18 protein-coding genes are annotated in these 18727 nt (G+C 64.1%); 7 read left to right on the top strand and 11 right to left on the bottom strand.

From position 1 onward, the window contains the following. Positions 1-6 precede the first annotated feature (6 nt). The 3 genes from ACVRRC_RS04970 (at position 7) to ACVRRC_RS04960 (ending at position 3229) form a co-directional block, all read left to right on the top strand. Positions 7-411 carry a type 2 periplasmic-binding domain-containing protein gene (locus ACVRRC_RS04970; protein ID WP_472996681.1) on the top strand — a complete coding sequence of 135 codons (405 nt, stop codon included), beginning with the start codon at positions 7-9 and terminating at the stop codon, positions 409-411. Between the two features lie 179 nt (positions 412-590). Further along, positions 591-2525, top strand: a complete 1935-nt coding sequence (locus ACVRRC_RS04965; RefSeq protein WP_017245514.1) for a putative nucleotidyltransferase substrate binding domain-containing protein — start codon at positions 591-593, stop codon at positions 2523-2525. After that, positions 2522-3229 (top strand): 3'-5' exonuclease, encoded by a 708-nt coding sequence (locus ACVRRC_RS04960; protein ID WP_011914907.1) that lies wholly within the window; start codon positions 2522-2524, stop codon positions 3227-3229. The genes ACVRRC_RS04965 and ACVRRC_RS04960 overlap by 4 nt, the downstream gene beginning before the upstream one ends. Before the next feature lie 144 nt (positions 3230-3373). Here ACVRRC_RS04960 and ACVRRC_RS04955 read toward each other — a convergent pair whose 3' ends face one another. The 4 genes from ACVRRC_RS04955 to rloA2 form a co-directional block, all read right to left on the bottom strand. Continuing rightward, entirely contained in the window at positions 3374-3892 is a 519-nt protein-coding gene (locus ACVRRC_RS04955) for a hypothetical protein (RefSeq protein ID WP_013984278.1), read from the bottom strand. A gap of 97 nt (positions 3893-3989) precedes the next feature. Next, positions 3990-5759 carry a sodium:solute symporter family protein gene (locus tag ACVRRC_RS04950; RefSeq protein WP_011914909.1) on the bottom strand — a complete coding sequence of 590 codons (1770 nt, stop codon included), beginning with the start codon at positions 5757-5759 and terminating at the stop codon, positions 3990-3992. A 5-nt stretch (positions 5760-5764) separates the two neighbouring features. Beyond that, the gene (locus ACVRRC_RS04945) at positions 5765-6028 is read right to left on the bottom strand and encodes a DUF4212 domain-containing protein (protein ID WP_017245397.1); all 264 of its coding nucleotides are present in this window, start codon (positions 6026-6028) and stop codon (positions 5765-5767) included. A 719-nt stretch (positions 6029-6747) separates the two neighbouring features. After that, positions 6748-7257, bottom strand: a complete 510-nt coding sequence (rloA2, locus tag ACVRRC_RS04940) for a retropepsin-like aspartic peptidase RloA2 (RefSeq protein WP_106442468.1) — start codon at positions 7255-7257, stop codon at positions 6748-6750. A gap of 178 nt (positions 7258-7435) precedes the next feature. On the opposite strand from rloA2, the gene dbpA reads away from it, so the two are divergent. Together dbpA and yccS are read left to right on the top strand one after the other, a co-directional pair. Further along, on the top strand, positions 7436-8818 hold the full coding sequence (dbpA, locus tag ACVRRC_RS04935) for an ATP-dependent RNA helicase DbpA (RefSeq protein ID WP_472996680.1): 1383 nt from the start codon (positions 7436-7438) through the stop codon (positions 8816-8818). Positions 8819-8947: 129 nt separating this feature from the next. Continuing rightward, positions 8948-11131 (top strand): YccS family putative transporter, encoded by a 2184-nt coding sequence (gene yccS, locus ACVRRC_RS04930; protein WP_472996679.1) that lies wholly within the window; start codon positions 8948-8950, stop codon positions 11129-11131. Here the strand turns inward: yccS and ACVRRC_RS04925 are convergent. Next, positions 11128-11892: a substrate-binding periplasmic protein gene (locus ACVRRC_RS04925; RefSeq protein ID WP_106442470.1), complete on the bottom strand. Its 765-nt coding sequence runs from the start codon at positions 11890-11892 to the stop codon at positions 11128-11130. The genes yccS and ACVRRC_RS04925 overlap by 4 nt on opposite strands. A 134-nt stretch (positions 11893-12026) precedes the next feature. On the opposite strand from ACVRRC_RS04925, the gene ACVRRC_RS04920 reads away from it, so the two are divergent. Next, positions 12027-13211: a BaiN/RdsA family NAD(P)/FAD-dependent oxidoreductase gene (locus ACVRRC_RS04920; protein WP_041755825.1), complete on the top strand. Its 1185-nt coding sequence runs from the start codon at positions 12027-12029 to the stop codon at positions 13209-13211. A 20-nt stretch (positions 13212-13231) separates the two neighbouring features. Here ACVRRC_RS04920 and ACVRRC_RS04915 read toward each other — a convergent pair whose 3' ends face one another. The 6 genes from ACVRRC_RS04915 to ACVRRC_RS04890 form a co-directional block, all read right to left on the bottom strand. Next, positions 13232-13414, bottom strand: a complete 183-nt coding sequence (locus tag ACVRRC_RS04915; protein ID WP_011914916.1) for a hypothetical protein — start codon at positions 13412-13414, stop codon at positions 13232-13234. A gap of 56 nt (positions 13415-13470) precedes the next feature. Further along, a complete protein-coding gene (locus ACVRRC_RS04910; RefSeq protein ID WP_013984285.1) occupies positions 13471-13806 on the bottom strand; it encodes a hypothetical protein in 336 nt (111 codons plus the stop codon). A 131-nt stretch (positions 13807-13937) separates the two neighbouring features. Then, on the bottom strand, positions 13938-16193 hold the full coding sequence (locus tag ACVRRC_RS04905; protein ID WP_061372883.1) for a putative bifunctional diguanylate cyclase/phosphodiesterase: 2256 nt from the start codon (positions 16191-16193) through the stop codon (positions 13938-13940). Positions 16194-16395: 202 nt separating this feature from the next. Continuing rightward, positions 16396-16869, bottom strand: a complete 474-nt coding sequence (locus ACVRRC_RS04900; RefSeq protein ID WP_011914919.1) for a hemerythrin domain-containing protein — start codon at positions 16867-16869, stop codon at positions 16396-16398. 90 nt (positions 16870-16959) lie between these two features. Beyond that, positions 16960-17238: a DUF3509 domain-containing protein gene (locus ACVRRC_RS04895; RefSeq protein WP_013984288.1), complete on the bottom strand. Its 279-nt coding sequence runs from the start codon at positions 17236-17238 to the stop codon at positions 16960-16962. Positions 17239-17409: 171 nt separating this feature from the next. Continuing rightward, complete coding sequence (locus ACVRRC_RS04890; RefSeq protein ID WP_221292721.1) at positions 17410-18117, bottom strand: class I SAM-dependent methyltransferase; 708 nt, start codon at positions 18115-18117, stop codon at positions 17410-17412. A gap of 188 nt (positions 18118-18305) precedes the next feature. On the opposite strand from ACVRRC_RS04890, the gene ACVRRC_RS04885 reads away from it, so the two are divergent. Then, positions 18306-18686, top strand: a complete 381-nt coding sequence (locus ACVRRC_RS04885; RefSeq protein WP_019405508.1) for a response regulator — start codon at positions 18306-18308, stop codon at positions 18684-18686. Positions 18687-18727 lie beyond the last annotated feature (41 nt).

The raw sequence follows: 18727 nt of genomic DNA, 5'->3' as shown, positions 1-18727 counted from the left end.
GCACCGATGAAAGCATCCATTCGCATCCTCTGCGGCGCCGCCGTGCTCGGTCTGGCCGCCATGGCCCAGGCCGAGGTCGCCGTGATCGTCAATCCCGCCGCAGCCAAGGCGCCCTCGCAATCGGATGTCGCCAACATCTTCCTGGGCAAGGACAAGTCCATGAAAGGCATCGACCAGGCCGGCTGGACGCCAGCCAAGGAAGCCTTCTATGCCGGCGTGACCAGCAAGAACGAATCCCAGCTCAAGTCCTACTGGTCCGGCCTGATCTTCACCGGCAAGGGCCAGCCTCTGCCCAGCGTCGCCGACGACGCCGCGGTGATGGCCAAGGTGGCGGCCGAAGCCGATGCCATCGGCTATGTAGACGCCTCCGCCGTGAACGGCTCGGTCAAGGTACTGTTCACCTTGCCCTGAGTCGCGCCGCGTTACGAAACCGCCCTTCGGGGCGGTTTTTTTATGCCTGCGCCCTCGCAACAGCCCGAAACACCGGGCTGACCCTGATCAGCTTCCGCAGCGCCCGGCCTGACTAGACTTACGTCCAATTGGGTCCGACCGACCCGCAGCCCACCATGAACAAAAAATGGAAGCCGACCATGAGCACACCTGACGCCTTCGCCCAAGCTGGGAAGACGGCCGTACTGCAGAACATCCACGGCACCATGGAGTTCCTGCGCAAGTACGCCCCCTTCAACCAGATGGAGCCGGCCCACCTGGCCTATCTGGTGGAGAACTGTGAGCTGCGCTTCTATGCCGAAGGCGACTGCATCATTTCTCCCGAAGACGGCGTGGTGCAGCACTTCTATATCGTCAAGCAGGGCCGCGTGCACGGTCAGCGCCCGCACACCGCCAAGCGCGGCACCGATACCACCTTCGAGGTCATCGTCGGCGAGTGCTTCCCGATGGCGGCACTGATGGGCGAGCGGGCGACCCGTACCGCACACCTGGCTGCCGAGGACACCTTCTGCTTCCTGCTCAACAAACCGGCCTTCGTCAACCTGGTGTCCAACTCGCCGGTGTTTCGCGACTTCGCCATGCGCGGCGTGAGCAGCCTGCTGGATCTGGTCAATCAGCAGGCGCAGATGCGCGCGGTGGAGAGCCTCGGCGAGAACTTCTCGCTGGAAACCAGCATCGGCGAGCTGGCCCTGCATCATCCCGTCTCCTGCCTGCCGTCCCGCCCGCTCAACGAAGCGGTGGCGATGATGCAGGAGGAGAACGTCGGCAGCATCGTCATCGTCGACGAAGCGCTGCATCCGCAGGGCATCTTTACCCTGCGTGACCTACGACGAGCCATCGGTACGGGCACCACGGACTTGAGTCAGCCGATCGCCCAGTTCATGACTCACGATCCGTTCTACCTGCCGCCGGACGCCACCGCGTTCGATGCGGCCATCGCCATGACCGAGCGGCATATCGCTCATGTCTGCGTGGTGGACAACGGCCTGCTGCGCGGTGTGATCTCCGAGCGCGACCTGTTTTCCCTGCAGCGCGTGGACCTTGTGCATCTGGCCCAGACCATCCGCCACGCCGATCGCGTCGACGCCCTGGTGGTCATCCGCAACCGCATCAAGCAGCTGGTCGACAACATGCTGGCCCACGGTGCCTCGTCGACGCAGATCACCCGCATCGTCACCCTGCTCAACGATCACACGGTGTGTCGGGTCATCGAACTGGCCATCGCGCATATGGGCGATCCAGGCGTGCCGTTCACCTGGCTGTGCTTCGGCAGCGAAGGGCGCCAGGAGCAGACCCTGCACACCGACCAGGACAACGGCATTCTCTTCGAGGCCGCCGATGCCGCCGAGGCCGCGCACATCCGCGGTCGCCTGCTGCCGCTGGCCGAGCGTATCAACCGTGACCTCGACACCTGCGGCTTCACCCTGTGCAAGGGCAACATCATGGCCAGCAATCCGCAGCTGTGCCTGTCGCGGCAGGAATGGAGCCGCCGCTTCAGCTCCTTTGTCCGTGAGGCGACGCCGGAAAACCTGCTCGGCAGCACCATCTATTTCGACCTGCGCAGCATCTGGGGCCCGGCCGAAGGTTGCGAGCAACTGCGCCAGGATCTGCTCGACGAGATCAAGGACAACAGCCTGTTCCAGCGCATGATGGCAGACAACGCCCTGCGCCATCGTCCCCCGGTCGGCCGCTTCCGCGACTTCGTGGTGGCACGCAAGGGCGAAGGCAAAGACACCCTGGACCTGAAGGTGCAGGGACTGACTCCGTTCGTCGACGGCGCACGCCTGCTGGCGCTGAGCAACGACATCGGCACCTGCAACACCCTCGAGCGCCTGCGCAAGCTGGTGGAAAAGGGCGTGATCGAACCCAAGGATGGCGCGGCCTACGAAGAGGCCTACCACTTCATCCAGCAGACCCGCATGCAGCAGCATCAGCAGCAGGCACGCGATGGACTGCCCTATTCCAATCGCCTGGATCCGGATACGCTCAATGTGTTGGATCGACGCATCCTGCGCGAGTCCTTTCGCCAGGCCCAGCGTCTCCAGGCCAGCCTCGCGGTGCGCTATCAACTATGAGCATGTTCTGGTTCAACCCACGCGGTCCGAAGTTGCCTCCCGAGCAGCAGCAACGCGTTGCCGAGCTGCCGCGCCCGGAACTGCCGCAGCCCGTTCCGCTACGCCAGCAACGACTGGTGGTGCTGGATCTGGAAACGACCGGGCTGCACCTCAAGCGCGACCTGGTCATCGCCATCGGCGCGGTGGTCATCGAGGACGGCGCGATCGATTATTCGCAGCAGTTCGAATGCACGCTGTGCCGTCAGGTCAAGGTCAATGAAAGCGTGCTGATCCATGGCATCGCGCCTAGCGAACTGGCCAACGGGCTGCCGCCGGCCGAAGCGCTGCTCAGCTTCATGGAGTTTGCCGCGGGCAGCATCGTCCTGGCCTTTCACGCCCCGTTCGACCAACGCATGCTGGGCCGCGCGCTGAAGAACGAGCTGGGCTATTCGCTGGAGAACAGCTTCCTCGACGTGGCCGACCTGGCCCCGATGCTGTTCCCCGAAGCGATGATCCACCGCGGCAGCCTGGACCACTGGCTCGACTACTTCAACATCCATATCCCGCAGCGTCACAATGCGTCCGCCGACGCCATGGCGACAGCCGAGATCGCGCTGATCCTGCTCAATCGTGCCCAGCGCATCGGCCTGACCACCTTCGACGAGCTGGCGCAGCGCCTCAGGTGCTGGCAGCGCGCCCGCAAGGCCGCATTCAATTCGATCTGAACCTGACGACACGACCGCGGCCGTTCGGGCCGCGATGACGGACACAGATGCAGCCATGCCCGAAAGGACAGGACGACCCAAATCTCGGGCCGCCCACGCATGAAGTGACGGTGCGCATCAGATCACGCTGATGCGCGTACGGAATCAGCGCCCGCTTTCGCAGATGGACCGATACAGCGGCGAATCCTGCTGGAGCTGGGTCAGTGTCTCGACCTTCGCCTCGCCGGCTTCATTCAACCGGAACATCGCCTTCTCTCTGCACAGCAACTGATAGCGTCCACTTTGCACGGTGGACATCAGGCTGGTCTTTTCGAAGCGATACAGCACGAAGCGGGCAACGCGACCCTGCTCGGTGTCCTGAATCTGCGCATTGGCTTCATCCAGCACGGTGTAGGCCAGCGGCATCGGGAACGCCAGGGTCCAGGGTCGCCAGAGCATGTTGCCTTTCTCGCTCGATACCACCACCGAACCCTCCGGCAGACGGGCCTGGGTGCTCTCGAACCAGGTGTATTCGTAGTGGATGGTGTACGCCAGCATGCCCAGGCCAGCACCTACCGGAATGATCCACTTCGGCAGGCGCTTGCGCATCAAGGAGCGCAGCGCCAGTGCAATCCCCGCACCCGCCGTACCGGCGACAATTGCAGCAATCAGATGCCAGAACATATACAACTCCCCTAAAAAAATCGGGCTTCCAATTGGAAGCCCGACTTCTACCTCAACCTTGTTTCAGACAGGGTCTGATGTCTGGTTGCATTATCGATCAGTGATCAAGCGCAGCGCCAGCACCTTTCGGGGTACGCACGCTCTCGACCAGATCCTGGATTTCCTGCGGCGGAGCCTGAGTCGCCAGGGACACGGCATAGGCCACGATGAAGTTCAGGATCGCACCCACGGCACCGAAGGCCTGCGGGGAGATACCCATCCACCACTGATCAGGCGTGTTGGCCAGGCTGTTGGTGCCAGGGATGAAGAACCAGCCCAGGTACAGGAAGATGTACACCGCGGTGGACACCACACCTACCAGCATACCGGCCACAGCACCTGCGCTGTTCACGCGCTTGGAGAAGATACCCATCATCAGCGCCGGGAACAGGCTCGCTGCAGCGAGACCGAACGCCAGTGCCACTACCTGAGCCGCGAAGCCCGGCGGGTTCAGACCCAGATAGGTCGCCAGGAGAATGGCTGCCGTCATGGACAGACGAGCGGCCAGCATCTCGTTCTTCTCGCTGATCTTCGGATTGATGAGCGTCTTGATCAGGTCATGACTGATTGCCGAGGAGATCGCCAGCAGCAGACCAGCCGCAGTGGACAGCGCCGCCGCGATGGCACCCGCCGCGATCAGACCGATGACCCAGCCTGGCAGGTTGGCGATTTCCGGGTTGGCCAGAACGATGATGTCGTTGTTCACGGTCAGCTCGTTGCCGTTCCAGCCACGCTCCTGCGCAGTCGGAGTGAAGGCAGCGCTGGCGTCGTTGTACATCTGTACGCGACCGTCGCCGTTCTTGTCTTCCCACTTGATCAGACCGGTACGTTCCCAGGTCTGCACCCACTCAGGACGATCTTCGTAGCGGATTGCTTCAGCCTGCGGGCCTTCCGGATAGATGGTCTGAACCAGGTTCAGACGAGCCATGGAGGCAACAGCCGGAGCGGTGAGGTACAGCAGGGCAATGAACACCAGAGTCCAGCCAGCGGACCAGCGAGCGTCAGCTACCTTCGGTACGGTGAAGAAGCGGATGATCACGTGCGGCAGACCAGCGGTACCGATCATCAGCGACAGGGTGAACAGGAACATGTTCAGCTTGTTGTCGATGTCGGCGGTGTAGGCAGCGAAGCCCAGGTCGGTTACGACCTGATCCAGCTTGTCCAGCAGCGGCACGCCGGAGTCGACGTGAGTGCCGAACATGCCGAGCATCGGGATCGGGTTGCCAGTCAGCTGCATGGCAATGAACACGGCCGGAATGGTGTAGGCGATGATCAGAACGATGTACTGAGCCACCTGGGTGTAGGTGATGCCCTTCATGCCGCCGAATACCGCGTAGGCGAACACGATCGCGGCAGCGATCCAGATACCAGCGGAGTTGCTCACTTCCAGGAAGCGGGAGAACGCCACACCAGCACCGGCCATCTGACCGATTACGTAAGTAACGGAGATGAGGATGAGGCAGATGACGGCTACCAGGCGCGCACCACGGCTGTAGAACCGGTCACCGATGAAGTCCGGTACGGTGAACTTGCCGAATTTGCGCAGATAGGGGGCCAGCAGCATGGCCAGCAGCACGTAGCCACCGGTCCAGCCCATCAGGTACACGGAGGTGGCATAACCGCCGGAGGCGATGATACCGGCCATGGAGATGAAGGATGCCGCAGACATCCAGTCTGCCGCAGTCGCCATACCGTTGGTTACAGGGTGAACGCCACCGCCGGCGACGTAGAATTCCTTAGTCGACCCGGCGCGAGCCCAGACCGCGATCCCGATATAGAGCAGGAACGAGGCGCCCACGAACAACATGTTGATCCAATATTGGCTCATGGTGGTTACTCCTCAACCCCGAATTCCTTGTCCAGTTTGTTCAGCCGCCACGCGTAGTGGAAGATGATCGCAATGAACACGATGATGGAACCCTGTTGAGCGAACCAGAAGCCAAGATCCGTTCCCCCTACAGGGATACCGGATACCAGCGGACGCAGGAGGATACCGAAACCATATGAGACAAGAGCCCAGACCACTAAGCTCCAAGTGATAAGGCGAACATTCGCCTTCCAGTACGCAGCAGCATTTTCTTTATCGTTGTCGGCCATTGACGTTCTCCGCCTTATTTTTATTGCGTGTGAAGGGAACCCACATGCTGAATTTAACAGGGCAGGGTTTATGAATGAAAGCCCCGACTTTAGTCTGACAAACAACCCGCAAAGACCAATCCAGATGCCGAAAAGCGCCGCCGCAAAGCGTCCCAGGCTGGCGATTTGCCATGAATCGACCTGCTCGCCGTAACCTTTGTGGCAGACGGTTTTGACGCATGCAGGTGCGGCGGGCTGACGCGGCGCTCCTCCCACCTTCGGGCAGTCGCCTCGGACGCATATCGAGACCGACCGGTCACGAAATTAAATTCACCGCGTAATTATCATCCCCAAGTTCGAAAAGTATAACTTGGAGATTGAACTCTTAATGAAAGATAAATATTTAAAAAACAAGAACAATGAACTTAAGAAAACGATGTAATTAACTTATCGTCAGTTCATTGCCTTTTGATGGCAAACGAAGCGGCCACCACACTCCATCGAGGCAGCCTCCTTCAAGCAGGTTTCCAGAGGTCGTGCCGCGCGGATAGACGGACGTCGAGCCGCACGTCGACGCCCACATGCCAGCAGCGCCCTGCGGGCACCCTCGAGCCTGGCTCGGAGCCGAACAGGGCTGGTTACGGCAGGCCTTGCGGCCTATCGGCAGGCGCGAAGCGGAGAGACGACCTGGCCGGACAGATGCCGTTCGACGCAGGTCGCGTGCAGTTGGCGACCTGCGTCTAGCAGGCAGGCTGACCCGCCGTGTATTTCTCGGTCGGGTAGATCGCCGCGTTGAGATCACGAATGGTCTCTGCGCCGATCAGCAAGGGGTAACTGAAGTGCGTCCGGTCGGTGAGGTTGACCTGCACCTCGCGCAGCTGATCGCCGATGCATAGCTGCATGCCCACGACGGGGCGCTCGGCCCGCGGCGGCTCGCTGTCGCGATCGACGTTTCCGGCCTCCTCGGCGCGGGTCTTGATACGACTGATACCGAGCAGCCGCTGCTCATAAAGGGTGTCATCGGCACCATCGACGGCCAGACGGAAGCGCACCCAGTCCTCGCCATCGCGCTTGAACTGTTCGATGTCGCGGGCCGACAGCGATGCGGTCATGGCACCGGTATCCATCTTGGCGGGCAGGATCTTGCCGATCTCTTCGACCTTGATGTGCTCGTAGCGGCCATAAAGGGTGGGTTCGGCCGCGAACGCCGGTAGCGCCAACAGCCCGGCAAGGAAAAGAACGCGAGACAAAACAACCTCCTGGGAGCGAATGATGGACAGTTTTCGATCAGCCGCCCCCCGCAGGGTTCAGTCTTCGCGCCTTTCAAAACGTTTCACCAGGCAGGCAGATAGCCATGCCGACCGCGCCCAACGCTCCTGCCGGCAGCCTGATAGACTGCAGACCGATTTCCATCCGAAGGCTCCAACCGTGTCCAGTCCCGCCTTTTCCACCATGCCCCTTTCCGCCGCCATGCTGGCCAACCTCGAAGCCCTCGGCTACGCGACGATGACGCCGATCCAGGCGCAGAGCCTGCCGCTGATGCTCAAGGGGCACGACCTGATCGCCCAGGCCAAGACCGGTAGCGGCAAGACCGCAGCCTTCGGCATCGCCCTGCTCGACCCGCTCAATCCACGCTATTTCGGCTGCCAGGCGCTGGTACTTTGCCCGACCCGCGAGCTGGCCGATCAGGTCGCCAAGGAGCTGCGCCGACTGGCGCGGGCAGCGGACAACATCAAGATCCTCACGCTGTGCGGCGGCGTCTCCATCGGCCCGCAGATCGCATCGCTGGAGCATGGCGCCCATGTGATCGTCGGTACGCCGGGGCGGGTGCAGGAGCACCTGAAGAAAGGCACCCTCAAGCTCGACGGCCTCAACACCCTGGTGCTCGATGAAGCCGACCGCATGCTGGACATGGGCTTCTACGACGCCATCGCCGAGATCATCGGCCAGACCCCAGCCAAGCGGCAGACGCTGCTGTTCTCGGCCACCTACCCCGCCAGCATCGAGCAGCTTGCCGCCAGTTTCATGCGTGCGCCGCAGCAGGTGCGGGTCGAGTCACTGCACACGGACTCGCAGATCGAGCAGCGCTTCTACGAGATCGACCCCGAGCAGCGTCTGGATGCGGTGGCGCGCATGTTGGCCAGCTTCCGCCCGGAAAGCTGCGTGGCCTTCTGCTTCACCAAGCAGCAATGCCAGGAGCTGGTCGAGTACCTCAACGCCAAGGGCATCTCGGCAGCGGCACTCAATGGCGATCTGGAGCAGCGTGATCGGGATCAGGTCCTGGCGATGTTCGCCAACCGCAGCCTGTCGGTGCTGGTGGCTACCGATGTCGCCGCCCGCGGGCTGGATATCGACGCATTGGATATGGTGATCAACGTCGAGCTGGCCCGCGATCCGGAAATCCACGTCCACCGCATCGGCCGGACCGGACGCGCCGGCAACCAGGGCCTGGCCGCGAGCCTGGTGGCCCCGGCCGAAGCCCATCGTGCCCAGGCCATCGAGAAGTTGCAGAAGTCGCGGCTCAACTGGCATTCCCTGGACGAGCTGAAAGCCGGCGCGGGTGCGCCGCTGCAACCGCCGATGGTGACGCTGTGCATCGCTGCCGGGCGCAAGGACAAGCTGCGCCCGGGCGACATCCTGGGCGCCCTGACCGGCGACGCCGGCCTGCCGGGCAGCCAGGTCGGCAAGATCGCCATCTTCGACTTCCAGGCGTTCGTGGCGGTCGAACGCGATGCGGCCAAGCAGGCCCTCAAGCGCCTGAACGAAGGTAAGATCAAGGGCCGCTCGCTGAAGGTCCGCGTGCTGCGCTGAAGCCAGCCGCCGCCAAGCCGATAGCAAGCAGGCCAGCATCAGGCGGCCGGAGGGTTGAGCCCCGGCCGCGGCCGTGACAGCGTATGCGCTGGCGCTGCCCTATCTGCCCGTCCCCAACCGGATCGCTCCATGCCGCAACCCTCGCTCAGCCAGTACTTACGCCGCCTCTGGGCGCTGGAGAAGTTCGGCTACAGCCTGCGCGTGCTGATCGCCATGGCCGGCAGCATGGGCCTGGCCTGGCACCTCGGGCAGCCATCGCTGATCATTCCGCTGTTCCTCGGCATCATCGCCAGCGCCCTGGCGGAGACCGACGACAGCTGGCTGGGCCGGCTCAGCGCCCTGCTGGTGACTTTGCTGTGCTTCAGCATCGCCGCGGTAGCCGTCGAGTTGCTGTTTCCCTATCCGTGGCTGTTCGTTGCCGGCCTGGCGTTGTCCACCTTCGCCCTGGTCATGCTCGGCGCGCTCGGCGAACGCTACGGCGCGATCGCCCAGGCCACGCTGATCCTCTCCATCTACAGCATGATCGCCGCCGACCAGCGCAACGGCGAGCTGCAGCAGTTCTGGCGCGATCCACTGCTGCTGGTGGCCGGCGCCGCCTGGTATGGCCTGCTGTCGGTATGCTGGAACGCGCTGTTCGCGCACCAGCCGGTGCAGCAGAGCCTGGCGCGGTTGTATCGCGAGCTGGGCCTGTACTTCCGCTACAAGGCAGCGCTGTTCGAACCGGTGCGCCAGCTGGACGTCGAACAGCGCCGGCTCGAGCTGGCGCAGCAGAACGGCCGGGTGGTCAGCGCCCTGAATGCGGCCAAGGAAACCCTGCTGCACCGCCTGGGCAGTGGCCGCCCCGGCAGCAAGATCAATCACTACCTGAAGCTTTACTTCCTCGCCCAGGACCTGCACGAGCGTGTCAGCTCTTCGCACTACCCTTACCAGGCCCTCGCCGAAGCCTTCTTCCACAGCGACGTGCTGTTTCGCTGCCAGCGCCTGCTGCGTCTGCAGGCCAGCGCCTGCGCCGAACTCGGCGAGGCCATCCAGCTGCGCCAGACGTTTCGCTACAGCGATGCCAATGCCCAGGCACTGGAGGACCTGCAGGCGTCGCTGGAGCACCTGCGCGAGCAGAACAACCCGGCCTGGCGCGGCCTGCTGCGCTCGCTGCGGGCGCTGTCGAGCAACCTCTCCACCCTGCAGCGCCAGCTCGCCAGTGCCAGCGACCCCGCCGCGCTGGAAGGCACGCAGGACAGCAGCCTGCTGGATCGCCAGCCGCAGACGCTGCGCGAGGCATTCAACCGCATCCGCCTGCAGCTGACGCCGACGTCCCTGCTGTTCCGCCACGCCTTGCGCATGGCCATCGCCCTGGTCGCGGGTTACGCCGCGCTGCACGCCATCCACCCCGAGCAGGGCTACTGGGTGCTGCTGACCACCGTATTCGTCTGCCAACCCAACTATGGCGCCACCCGGATCAAGCTGGTGCAGCGGATCAGCGGCACCGTGCTGGGCCTGGTGGTCGGCTGGGCGCTGTTCGATCTGTTCCCCAGCCAGCCGGTGCAGGCACTGTTCGCCGTGGTCGCCGGAGTGGTGTTCTTCGCCACCCGCAGCACGCGCTACACCCTGGCCACGGCCGCGATCACGCTGATGGTGCTGTTCTGCTTCAACCAGGTCGGCGATGGCTACGGGCTGATCTGGCCGCGCCTGTTCGATACCCTGCTCGGCAGCCTGATCGCCGCCGCCGCGGTGTTCCTGATCCTGCCGGACTGGCAGGGCCGGCGTCTGAATCAGGTGGTCGCCAACACCCTCAGCTGCAACAGCGACTACCTGCGCCAGATCATGCGCCAGTACGACAGTGGCAAGCACGACGACCTGGCCTACCGCCTGGCCCGGCGCAACGCCCACAACGCCGATGCCGCGCTGTCGACCACCCTCTCGAACATGCTTCTGGAGCCCGGCCACTTCCGCAAGGATGCCGAGACCGGCTTTCGCTTTCTGATCCTCTCGCACACCCTGCTGAACTACCTGTCCGGCCTCGGCGCCCATCGCGAAAGCCTGCCTGACGATGCCAGCGATGCGCTGCTCGAGCGCGCCGCGGAGCAGCTGGCGGCGAGCCTCGACGATCTGGCCACGGCGCTGGCACAGAACAAGCCGGTGGCCATCTACAGCGAAGAGGAAGAAGCGCTGGCGCAGCAGCTCGAACAGATTCCGGAGGAGATGGACGATGCCCATCGCCTGGTGCAGACCCAGCTCGGGTTGATCTGCCGTCAGCTGGCACCGCTGCGCAGCATGGCCGCGCACCTGATCAAGCAGCAGCCGGTCCAGCGCTAGTACTGGGGCAACGCGTCCGGGGCGGGCATGGCGTGGCGGCGAAAGATCGCCGCGTAGCTGCCGTCCTCGACCATCGCGGCGATCTCGCGCTCGAAGGTCGCCACGATGTCGGTCGCCTGCGGGTGGTCGCTGCGCACCACCAAGGACAGCCCGGCCCGCCTGAACTCACCGGGGACGAAGGAAAGCTCATCCCGCTCATGGCCCAGCTCGCGCTCGAGATGGAACAGTACGGTGCGCTCATCCTCCAGCGTCAGGTCGACACGTCCGGCGAGCACCATCGCCGCCGCCTGGACGAAACTCGCAGCGTAGCCCTTCTGCAACCGTGCGTTGTCGTCCAGTTCGTCGCTGTACATGTAGCCCCGGCTCAAGGCGATCGGGTGGCCGATCAGGCTATCGAGGCCGTCATAGCGAAAGTCGTTTCCGCGTCGCTGGACCCAGCGCATCCGGTTGACCAGAAACGGGCGGGAGCTCAGCGTGTAGTCGACGCGCTTGAGCGTAGGCCAGCCATTGACCATGTCGTAGCTGCCGTTGCGCAGGCCGAACAGAGCGCGCTCCCAGGGCACCTCGATGTACTCGACCCGGTAGCCCCCGCGCTCCAGCGCGGTGCGGATCAGCTCGACGGACAGCCCCTCGCCGGGCAGGCTCTTGTCCGTATAGGGCGGCCAGATGTTGCCGGCCAGCCGAAGCACTTCGGCGGGCAGCGAAGCGCTCGCCAACAGCAGCATCAGTCCGAACAATCGTCGCATGGCCATCACGTCCACCCGCCCCTCTGGCAAAGCGCTATCAGCCCATCAGAACACAATGCAGGTCGATTGACGTCGGCGCCTCGTCGGATGCCTGGCTGCAGCGAAACCGCGAGCGGAGTACCATCGCGCGTTTTCGAACGAGGTATGCATTGGTGCAGACTGACGTGGTGGTAATCGGCGCCGGTGCCGCCGGCCTGATGTGTGCATTCACCGCCGCCGCGCGCGGCCGCCAGGTGCTGCTGCTGGACCACGCCAACAAGGCGGGCAAGAAGATCCTCATGTCCGGCGGCGGGCGCTGCAACTTCACCAACCTCTATACCGAGCCGGCCAACTTCCTTTCCAGCAACCCGCACTTCTGCAAGTCTGCCCTGGCGCGCTACACCCAATGGGACTTCATCGAGATGGTCAGCCGCCACGGCGTGCCCTATCACGAGAAGAAGCTCGGCCAGCTGTTCTGCGATAACAAATCCAGCGACATCCTGGAGATGCTGCTGGACGAGTGCGGGCGGGCCGGGGTCGATCTGCGCCTGGACACCGCCGTGACGGCGATCGAGCGGCTCGATCAGGGGTATGCGCTGCAGACTGGCATCGGCGCGGTGCGCTGCCAGTCGCTGGTGATCGCCACTGGCGGGCTGTCGATCCCGACCCTGGGCGCCAGCGGCTTCGGCTACCAGATTGCCCGTCAGTTCGGCCACAACGTGCTGCCGACCCGCGCGGGCCTGGTGCCATTCACCATTACCGAACCGCAGCTCAAGACCCTGTGCAGCGAACTGTCCGGCACCTCGGTGGAGGATTGCCTGGTCAGCTGCAACGGGCAGAGCTTCCGCGAGAACATCCTCTTCACCCATCGCGGGCTGTCCGGCCCGGCGATCCTGCAGATCTCGTCCTACTGGCACCCGGGCGACGTGGTGCATATCGACCTGCTGCCGCACCTGGATCTGGTGGAATGGCTGACGGCGCAGCGACAGGAACGCCCCAACATCGAGCTCAAGACGCTGCTGGGGGAGGTTTTCACGCGCAAGATGGCCGGCCTTCTGTGCGAGCAGTGGTTCAGCTCACGGCCGCTGAAGCAGTACGGGCCCAGCGAGCTGGAAGCGATCGCGAACAAGCTGGCGGACTGGCAGGTGGTACCCGCCGGAACCGAGGGTTACCGGACGGCGGAGGTCACGCTGGGCGGTGTGGATACGCGGGAAGTGTCGTCCAAGACCATGGAGTCGCAGAAGGCGCCAGGGCTGTACTTCGTCGGCGAGGTACTCGACGTCACCGGCCATCTGGGCGGCTTCAACTTCCAATGGGCCTGGGCGTCGGGCTACGCGGCCGGACAGTTCGTCTAGCCGGCGCAGCGCCGGAACCGCTACTCGTTGGTCCGGTTGGACGGCGGCGAGATTTCCCGCGGGCCGGCGGGATCGGTAGCGGTGTTCTGGTATTCCTGCTGGTTGCGGCTGTTGTTATCCAGCGCAGACTCCTCGTCGTCCGGCGAGCAACCCACCAGCGCAAGGGCAGCCAGTGCACCAGCCAAGATAAAACTCGACTTCATCGCTTTTCTCCTGCGCATGACACCCTGAGCCCGCGGCCCAGGGTGCCGGGCCGCGCTTACTGCGAAGTGCCGGTGCCGGTGCCGGTGCCGGTTCCAGTGCTCGGCGCGGTACCGGAGCCGGACTCGGTGCCCATGCCGCTGCCATTGTCGGCAGGCGGAGTGGCCATGTCGCCCGAAGTACCGGTGCCGGTGCCCGTTCCGGTGCTCGGTGCAGCGCCGGTACCGGTGCCGGTTCCAGTGCCTGCAGGCGGCGTGGTGGTGTCAGTGGAGGGTGCGGCCGGCTGCTCGGTGGTGGCCGGCGGCGGGGTCGGCTCGCGGTCGCGGTCTTCGTCCGGGCCGCAACCGACCAGCAGAAGTCCGAGTACGGGGGGCAGCAGATAGGTAAGACGCATGGTTAACCTCCTTCAGAGTGATCCGGCGGGTGGCCGGAGAATTCTTGAATCGTCAGATTCACAGAAGGTTGACCTTGTTAAGGCGCAAGAGTGCCCCAGCCGTCTCATTCCTGGCGGCGCGCAGATACCGGTCAGCCAGGCAGACAGGCCGGGAGCGGGTCGTTCAGCGTCGTCCCGGGCGTGACCGGATGCAATGCCCAGAGCTCGTCGAAACGATGCTCGCGATCGAACATCCGCTGCAGTTCTGCCGCCGAGCGCGGAGGACTGAACCAGTAACCCTGCACCAGCTGACAACCCTCGGCGCCGAGAAAGGCCACCTGTTCGGGGCGCTCCACGCCTTCGGCGACGACCGCCAGGCCGAGGCTCTGGCCGAGCCCGATGACGGCGCGACTGATGGCCACCGAGTCGGGATCATCCGGCGCTGCGGCGATGAAGCTGCGATCGACCTTGAGCACGTGCAGCGGATAGCGTTTGAGGTAGCCGAGCGAACAGTAGCCGGTGCCGAAATCATCCAGGGCCAGGCGCACGCCGAGCGCCGCGATCTCGTGCAGGCTGCTCATGGTCGCCTCGCTATCCTGCATCAGCAGCGTCTCGGTGATCTCCAGCAGCAGGCTGTCCGGTCGCAGCCCGGTCTCCCGCAGCACGCGCGCCAGCAGATCGGTGAAACCGGGCTGCTGCAGCTGACGTATCGACAGGTTGACCGCGCAGTACAGTTGCGTCTGACCGGCCTGCTGCCAGCGACGGACCTGGCAGCAGGCCTCGCGCAGCACCCACTCGCCGACGCGAACGATCTCGCGCGACTCCTCCAGCACCGGAATGAACTCGTGCGGCGCCACTGGCTTGTCGTTGAAGCGCCAGCGCAGCAGCGCCTCGACGCCGACGACATAGGGTCGGCCCTGCTCGACGCGGCAGATCGGCTGATAATGCAGGGCGAATTCCCGCCGCGTCAGCGCCTGGGCCAGCGCGCTCTCCAGTTCCAGCTGACGGGCCGCCTTGGAATGCAGGCCGTCGCAGAACAGGGCGAACTGGTCCTTGCCCGCACTCTTGGCGCGATACAGGGCCAGGTCGGCCGCCTGCAGCGCATTCAGCGCCTGACCATCACGCTGCAGCGGCGCGATACCGATGCTGGCGCTGACCGACAGGGTGCGCTCGCCCAGCTGCAGCGGTTGGCGCAGGGCCACCAGCATGCGCTGGGCGACGCGCTCGGCATCGGCTTCGCAGGCCAGATCGCCAAGCAGGGCGACGAATTCGTCGCCGCCGAAACGGGCCAGGTGGTCACCCGGCCGCAGACATCTCAGCAACCGCTGCGCCACTTCCACCAGCACCTGGTCGCCAGCGCCGTGGCCGAGGCTGTCGTTGATCAGCTTGAAGCGGTCCAGATCGACGAAGAGCAAGGCCGCGGCCCGACCGTGCGGTCGCTGCTGCACCTCCTTGAGCAGTTCGTCCAGGTGCAGACGGTTGGCCAGGCCGGTCAGGGCATCGTGGCGTGCCGCATGGCGCAGGCATTCCTCGGCGGCCTTGCGTGCGCTGATGTCGGTCTGCGAACCGGCCATGCGCAGAGTTCCCTGCTCGCAGCGCTCGGCGACGCCGCGCACCAGCACCCAAAGGTAGTCACCGCCCTCGATGCGCACGCGGTATTCATGGGCCAGCGACGGCGTTCGCCCGTTCAGGTGATCGGCGATCGCCTCGCGCAGCCCAGGCAGGTCGTCCGGATGTACCCGCTCGAACCAGCTGCGGCTGGTATAGCTCGGCTGCGCAGGCATGCCCAGCATGGCGGTCCAGCGCTCGGACAGGTGCAGCTGGTCGTGCTCCACGTTCCATTCCCAGATGCCGTCCTCCGAGCCGCGCAGCGCGCGCGTCAGCCGCGCCTCGCTGTCCTCCAGGGCGTGCCGCTGAGCGGCGCTGTAGGTGTCGATGGCGAGGATCATGTCGAAGAAGACGATCTTCAGCAGGCTGTCGTACAGCCTGTGCTGCTCGTTGTCGCCGAGCAGCGTGCGCAGCATTTCCGACAGGTAGAAGCGATAGGCACCGAGGTACCATTCCAGGTCGACGCCGACCCGCTGATGGACCAGCCCCACCAGCAGGCGGTCACGCACGTAGTCGCGCTCGTAGGGACCGTTCCACAGGCGCCGGTAGTATTCCTGCTGGCGCTGCTTGAGCCGCGTCAGCCCGGCGCAGTCACTGTGCAGGGTGGCTGGCTGGCCGAAGTCGGCGAGGTGTTCGTAGAGCTTGTCGATGAAGGCGCGATGAGCCGCGTCCAGCTCGGCCGCGGCGCGGTTCAGGCGCAACGCGTCGCCGGTCTGCCACTGCAGGAAGCGCTTGCGGGTCAGGATCTGTTCGAGGCCCAGCCCCACTCGTTGCAGCAACGCCTTCAGCTCGTCTTCCATCCACGCCCCTTGCTTCCCTGCCGCACCCATGCGCCTGAGAACATCATCCAGGCCTGAGCAACGGAAGTTGATACTAGAAAGCCATCAAGGGTCGCAGCGACGCCTGGTCGCACTATTGATGCACGTCAGCAAAGATGCAGGTGCCGCGGGGCGGAAGCAGAGCGGACCGGGGCGGGGAGCCCCGGTGGCCGGTAGGCGAGGTTCAGGCTGCCTGCTTGGCAGTGAACTCCTTCTTCAGACGATTGCGCAGCTCGATCATCTGCGCACCCATTTCCTCGAGGCGCTTGGCGTCGAACAGTTCGCGCGCCTGCGGGAACATTTCCGATTCCTCTTCCTCGATGTGGTGCTCCAGCAGCTCCTTGCAGACCTTGGCCCGTCCGGAGAACTGGACGCTGCCCGGATCGGTGGCCTTCAGATCCGGCAGCACCAGCGAATCCACGGCTCGGTGCTCTTCCTTGGCCTCGTGATACATCTTCAGCTCTTCCTTGCCGCCGGCTTCCTTGTAGGCGGGGTAGAGAATCTGCTCTTCCAGCTGGGTATGGATGGTCACTTCCATTTCCAGCTTGCTGAGCAGCTCGGTGCGCGTCTTCACGGCGCGCTCGGTGGATTCGGTCAGGCGCGTCAGCAGGTCCTTAACGCGCTCATGATCCTCGATCAGCAGGTCGATGGCGTTCATGTGGCTGTCCTCTTCGGCTTCACGGGCTTGATGACCGGGCTCTGGCGGCCCGGTTTGCTACGGCTGCGGCATGGGCCGCAGCCGTAGGGCTCAGGCGTACTCGTAGGTCGGCAGTGCGGTACGGCTCTGGCTCTGCAGATGGGCGATGGAAGGCGACATGCCGGCTTCCAGTGCCAGATCACGGCGAACCGAGCTGACGACCCATTCCAGCTGAATCCGCGTCTGAGTCTGGCCTTTCGACAGCGCGCGCTTTACCAGCGTGCGGTCGTCGTTGCGCAGGGTCAGCAGCAGGCCGCCATCGGGACGGGGCTCGGTGAGCACTTCGAACTCAGGGAATGCGGCAGTAAGAAATTGTTGTGCAGCGGTCATTGTTCTGTACTCCAAGAAAGTTCCAGCGAACATTAAAGGAGCAGCGTTCGTGCCAACCTGCAAAACAATTAATTTTCCTTTAATAACAAATACTTAACTAAAATCAGCTAGGAATTAGACCGTGCAAAACGCAATACAAAGCGTGACGCAGGTTGCATTCTGCGGCCTGCGTCAGCCGCGAGAAGCCTTGCGCCAGACACTGGCGAGCCAGGGTTGCTGGGCCAGAGGCAGCCCGGCAGGACGATAGTAGTGCTCCAGTTCGACGAAGCCGGCGGCCAGCAACCGCGCCCGCCAGCTTGGCCAGCTATACCAGACACCGTAGCGGTCACCGCTCCAGCCCTCCTCGTCCTGACCGCGGGGATTGGAGCAGAACAGCACGCCGCCCCCTTTCAGCGCCTCGTGCAGACGGGCCAGCACGCCGGACAGCTCCGCGCTCGGAACATGGAACAGCACGGCGTTGGCGAAGATGCCGTCGAAGCTCTCCGTCGGCAGCTGCAGCTGCAACAGGTCCTGCTGCCAGACCTCGCAGCCGCTGTCCGCTCGCGCCATCTCGACAAATGCCTCGGTGCCGTCGAGGCCCACCGCGACGTGCCCTCGTGCGGTCAACGCCTTGAGATCGCGTCCGGGCCCACAGCCGAGATCGAGAATACGCAGCGGCGCCGGCGCCTGAATGTGACGCAGAAGGGCATCGATGTTCTGACTGACGTCGTGGTCGCGGGTGCCGTCGCGAAAAGCCTCGGCGTTGAGGCGGTAATAGTCGAGGGTGCGCTGTGCCGCGCGGTCCGGATCGCTCATGGCATTCATCTCCTGCAGGGCATCGCCCACCCTAGCGTGCATGCGCGCCAGCTGCCAGCCCATGGCCCCGGCGAAGGTCGGCATTGAGTCGCGCGCTGGAAGCGGCGAGGATAGCGGCGACAAAACCGTGCGTTACTGCACAGCAGTGGACGGAAAACGACGACCGTCCGGCCGCAGGACTGAAACTTGCAGCGTGCAACCTGTCGAAATCCTGTCCGGCCCCATGACGGCGGGCTGGATATGCAGCACGTAACGCAACATCGAGATCCATCATGAACCACGCACTGCCAAAAATCGTTCTGCTCGTCGAAGACGAGCCGCATATCCTCAGCCTGCTCTCGGACTATCTGGCCAGCGAGGGCTATCAGGTGCTGGAAGCGGACAGTGCGCCCAAGGCTTTCGAGATCCTGGCGACCAAACCGCATCTGGATCTGCTGGTCACCGACTTCCGCCTGCCGGGCAATGTCTCCGGAGTGATGATCGCCGAGCCCGCACTCAAACTGCGGCCAGAGCTGAAGGTGATCTTCATCAGCGGCTATCCCATCGAGATCTACGAATCCGGTAGCCCCATCGCCCGCTCGGCACCGGTGCTGGCCAAGCCCTTCGCGCTGGACACCTTGCGCTGCCAGATCCAGGACCTGCTCGCCAGCTGAGCACGCATGCAGCGCAGAAACGAAAAAGCCCGCAAACGCGG

The organism is Stutzerimonas sp. LR2, from assembly GCF_055755175.1.
This window is presented reverse-complemented; position numbering and strand designations above follow the sequence as displayed.

Excerpts from the sequence above, each read along its gene's own strand:
- ACVRRC_RS04970 (WP_472996681.1), top strand. The coding sequence starts at position 7 with ATGAAAGCATCCATTCGCATCCTCTGCGGCGCCGCCGTGCTCGGTCTG.
- ACVRRC_RS04965 (WP_017245514.1), top strand. The coding sequence starts at position 591 with ATGAGCACACCTGACGCCTTCGCCCAAGCTGGGAAGACGGCCGTACTG.
- ACVRRC_RS04960 (WP_011914907.1), top strand. The coding sequence starts at position 2,522 with ATGAGCATGTTCTGGTTCAACCCACGCGGTCCGAAGTTGCCTCCCGAG.
- ACVRRC_RS04955 (WP_013984278.1), bottom strand. The coding sequence starts at position 3,892 with ATGTTCTGGCATCTGATTGCTGCAATTGTCGCCGGTACGGCGGGTGCG.
- ACVRRC_RS04950 (WP_011914909.1), bottom strand. The coding sequence starts at position 5,759 with ATGAGCCAATATTGGATCAACATGTTGTTCGTGGGCGCCTCGTTCCTG.
- ACVRRC_RS04945 (WP_017245397.1), bottom strand. The coding sequence starts at position 6,028 with ATGGCCGACAACGATAAAGAAAATGCTGCTGCGTACTGGAAGGCGAAT.
- yccS (WP_472996679.1), top strand. The coding sequence starts at position 8,948 with ATGCCGCAACCCTCGCTCAGCCAGTACTTACGCCGCCTCTGGGCGCTG.
- ACVRRC_RS04915 (WP_011914916.1), bottom strand. The coding sequence starts at position 13,414 with ATGAAGTCGAGTTTTATCTTGGCTGGTGCACTGGCTGCCCTTGCGCTG.
- ACVRRC_RS04910 (WP_013984285.1), bottom strand. The coding sequence starts at position 13,806 with ATGCGTCTTACCTATCTGCTGCCCCCCGTACTCGGACTTCTGCTGGTC.
- ACVRRC_RS04905 (WP_061372883.1), bottom strand. The coding sequence starts at position 16,193 with ATGGAAGACGAGCTGAAGGCGTTGCTGCAACGAGTGGGGCTGGGCCTC.
- ACVRRC_RS04900 (WP_011914919.1), bottom strand. The coding sequence starts at position 16,869 with ATGAACGCCATCGACCTGCTGATCGAGGATCATGAGCGCGTTAAGGAC.
- ACVRRC_RS04895 (WP_013984288.1), bottom strand. The coding sequence starts at position 17,238 with ATGACCGCTGCACAACAATTTCTTACTGCCGCATTCCCTGAGTTCGAA.
- ACVRRC_RS04890 (WP_221292721.1), bottom strand. The coding sequence starts at position 18,117 with ATGCCGACCTTCGCCGGGGCCATGGGCTGGCAGCTGGCGCGCATGCAC.
- ACVRRC_RS04885 (WP_019405508.1), top strand. The coding sequence starts at position 18,306 with ATGAACCACGCACTGCCAAAAATCGTTCTGCTCGTCGAAGACGAGCCG.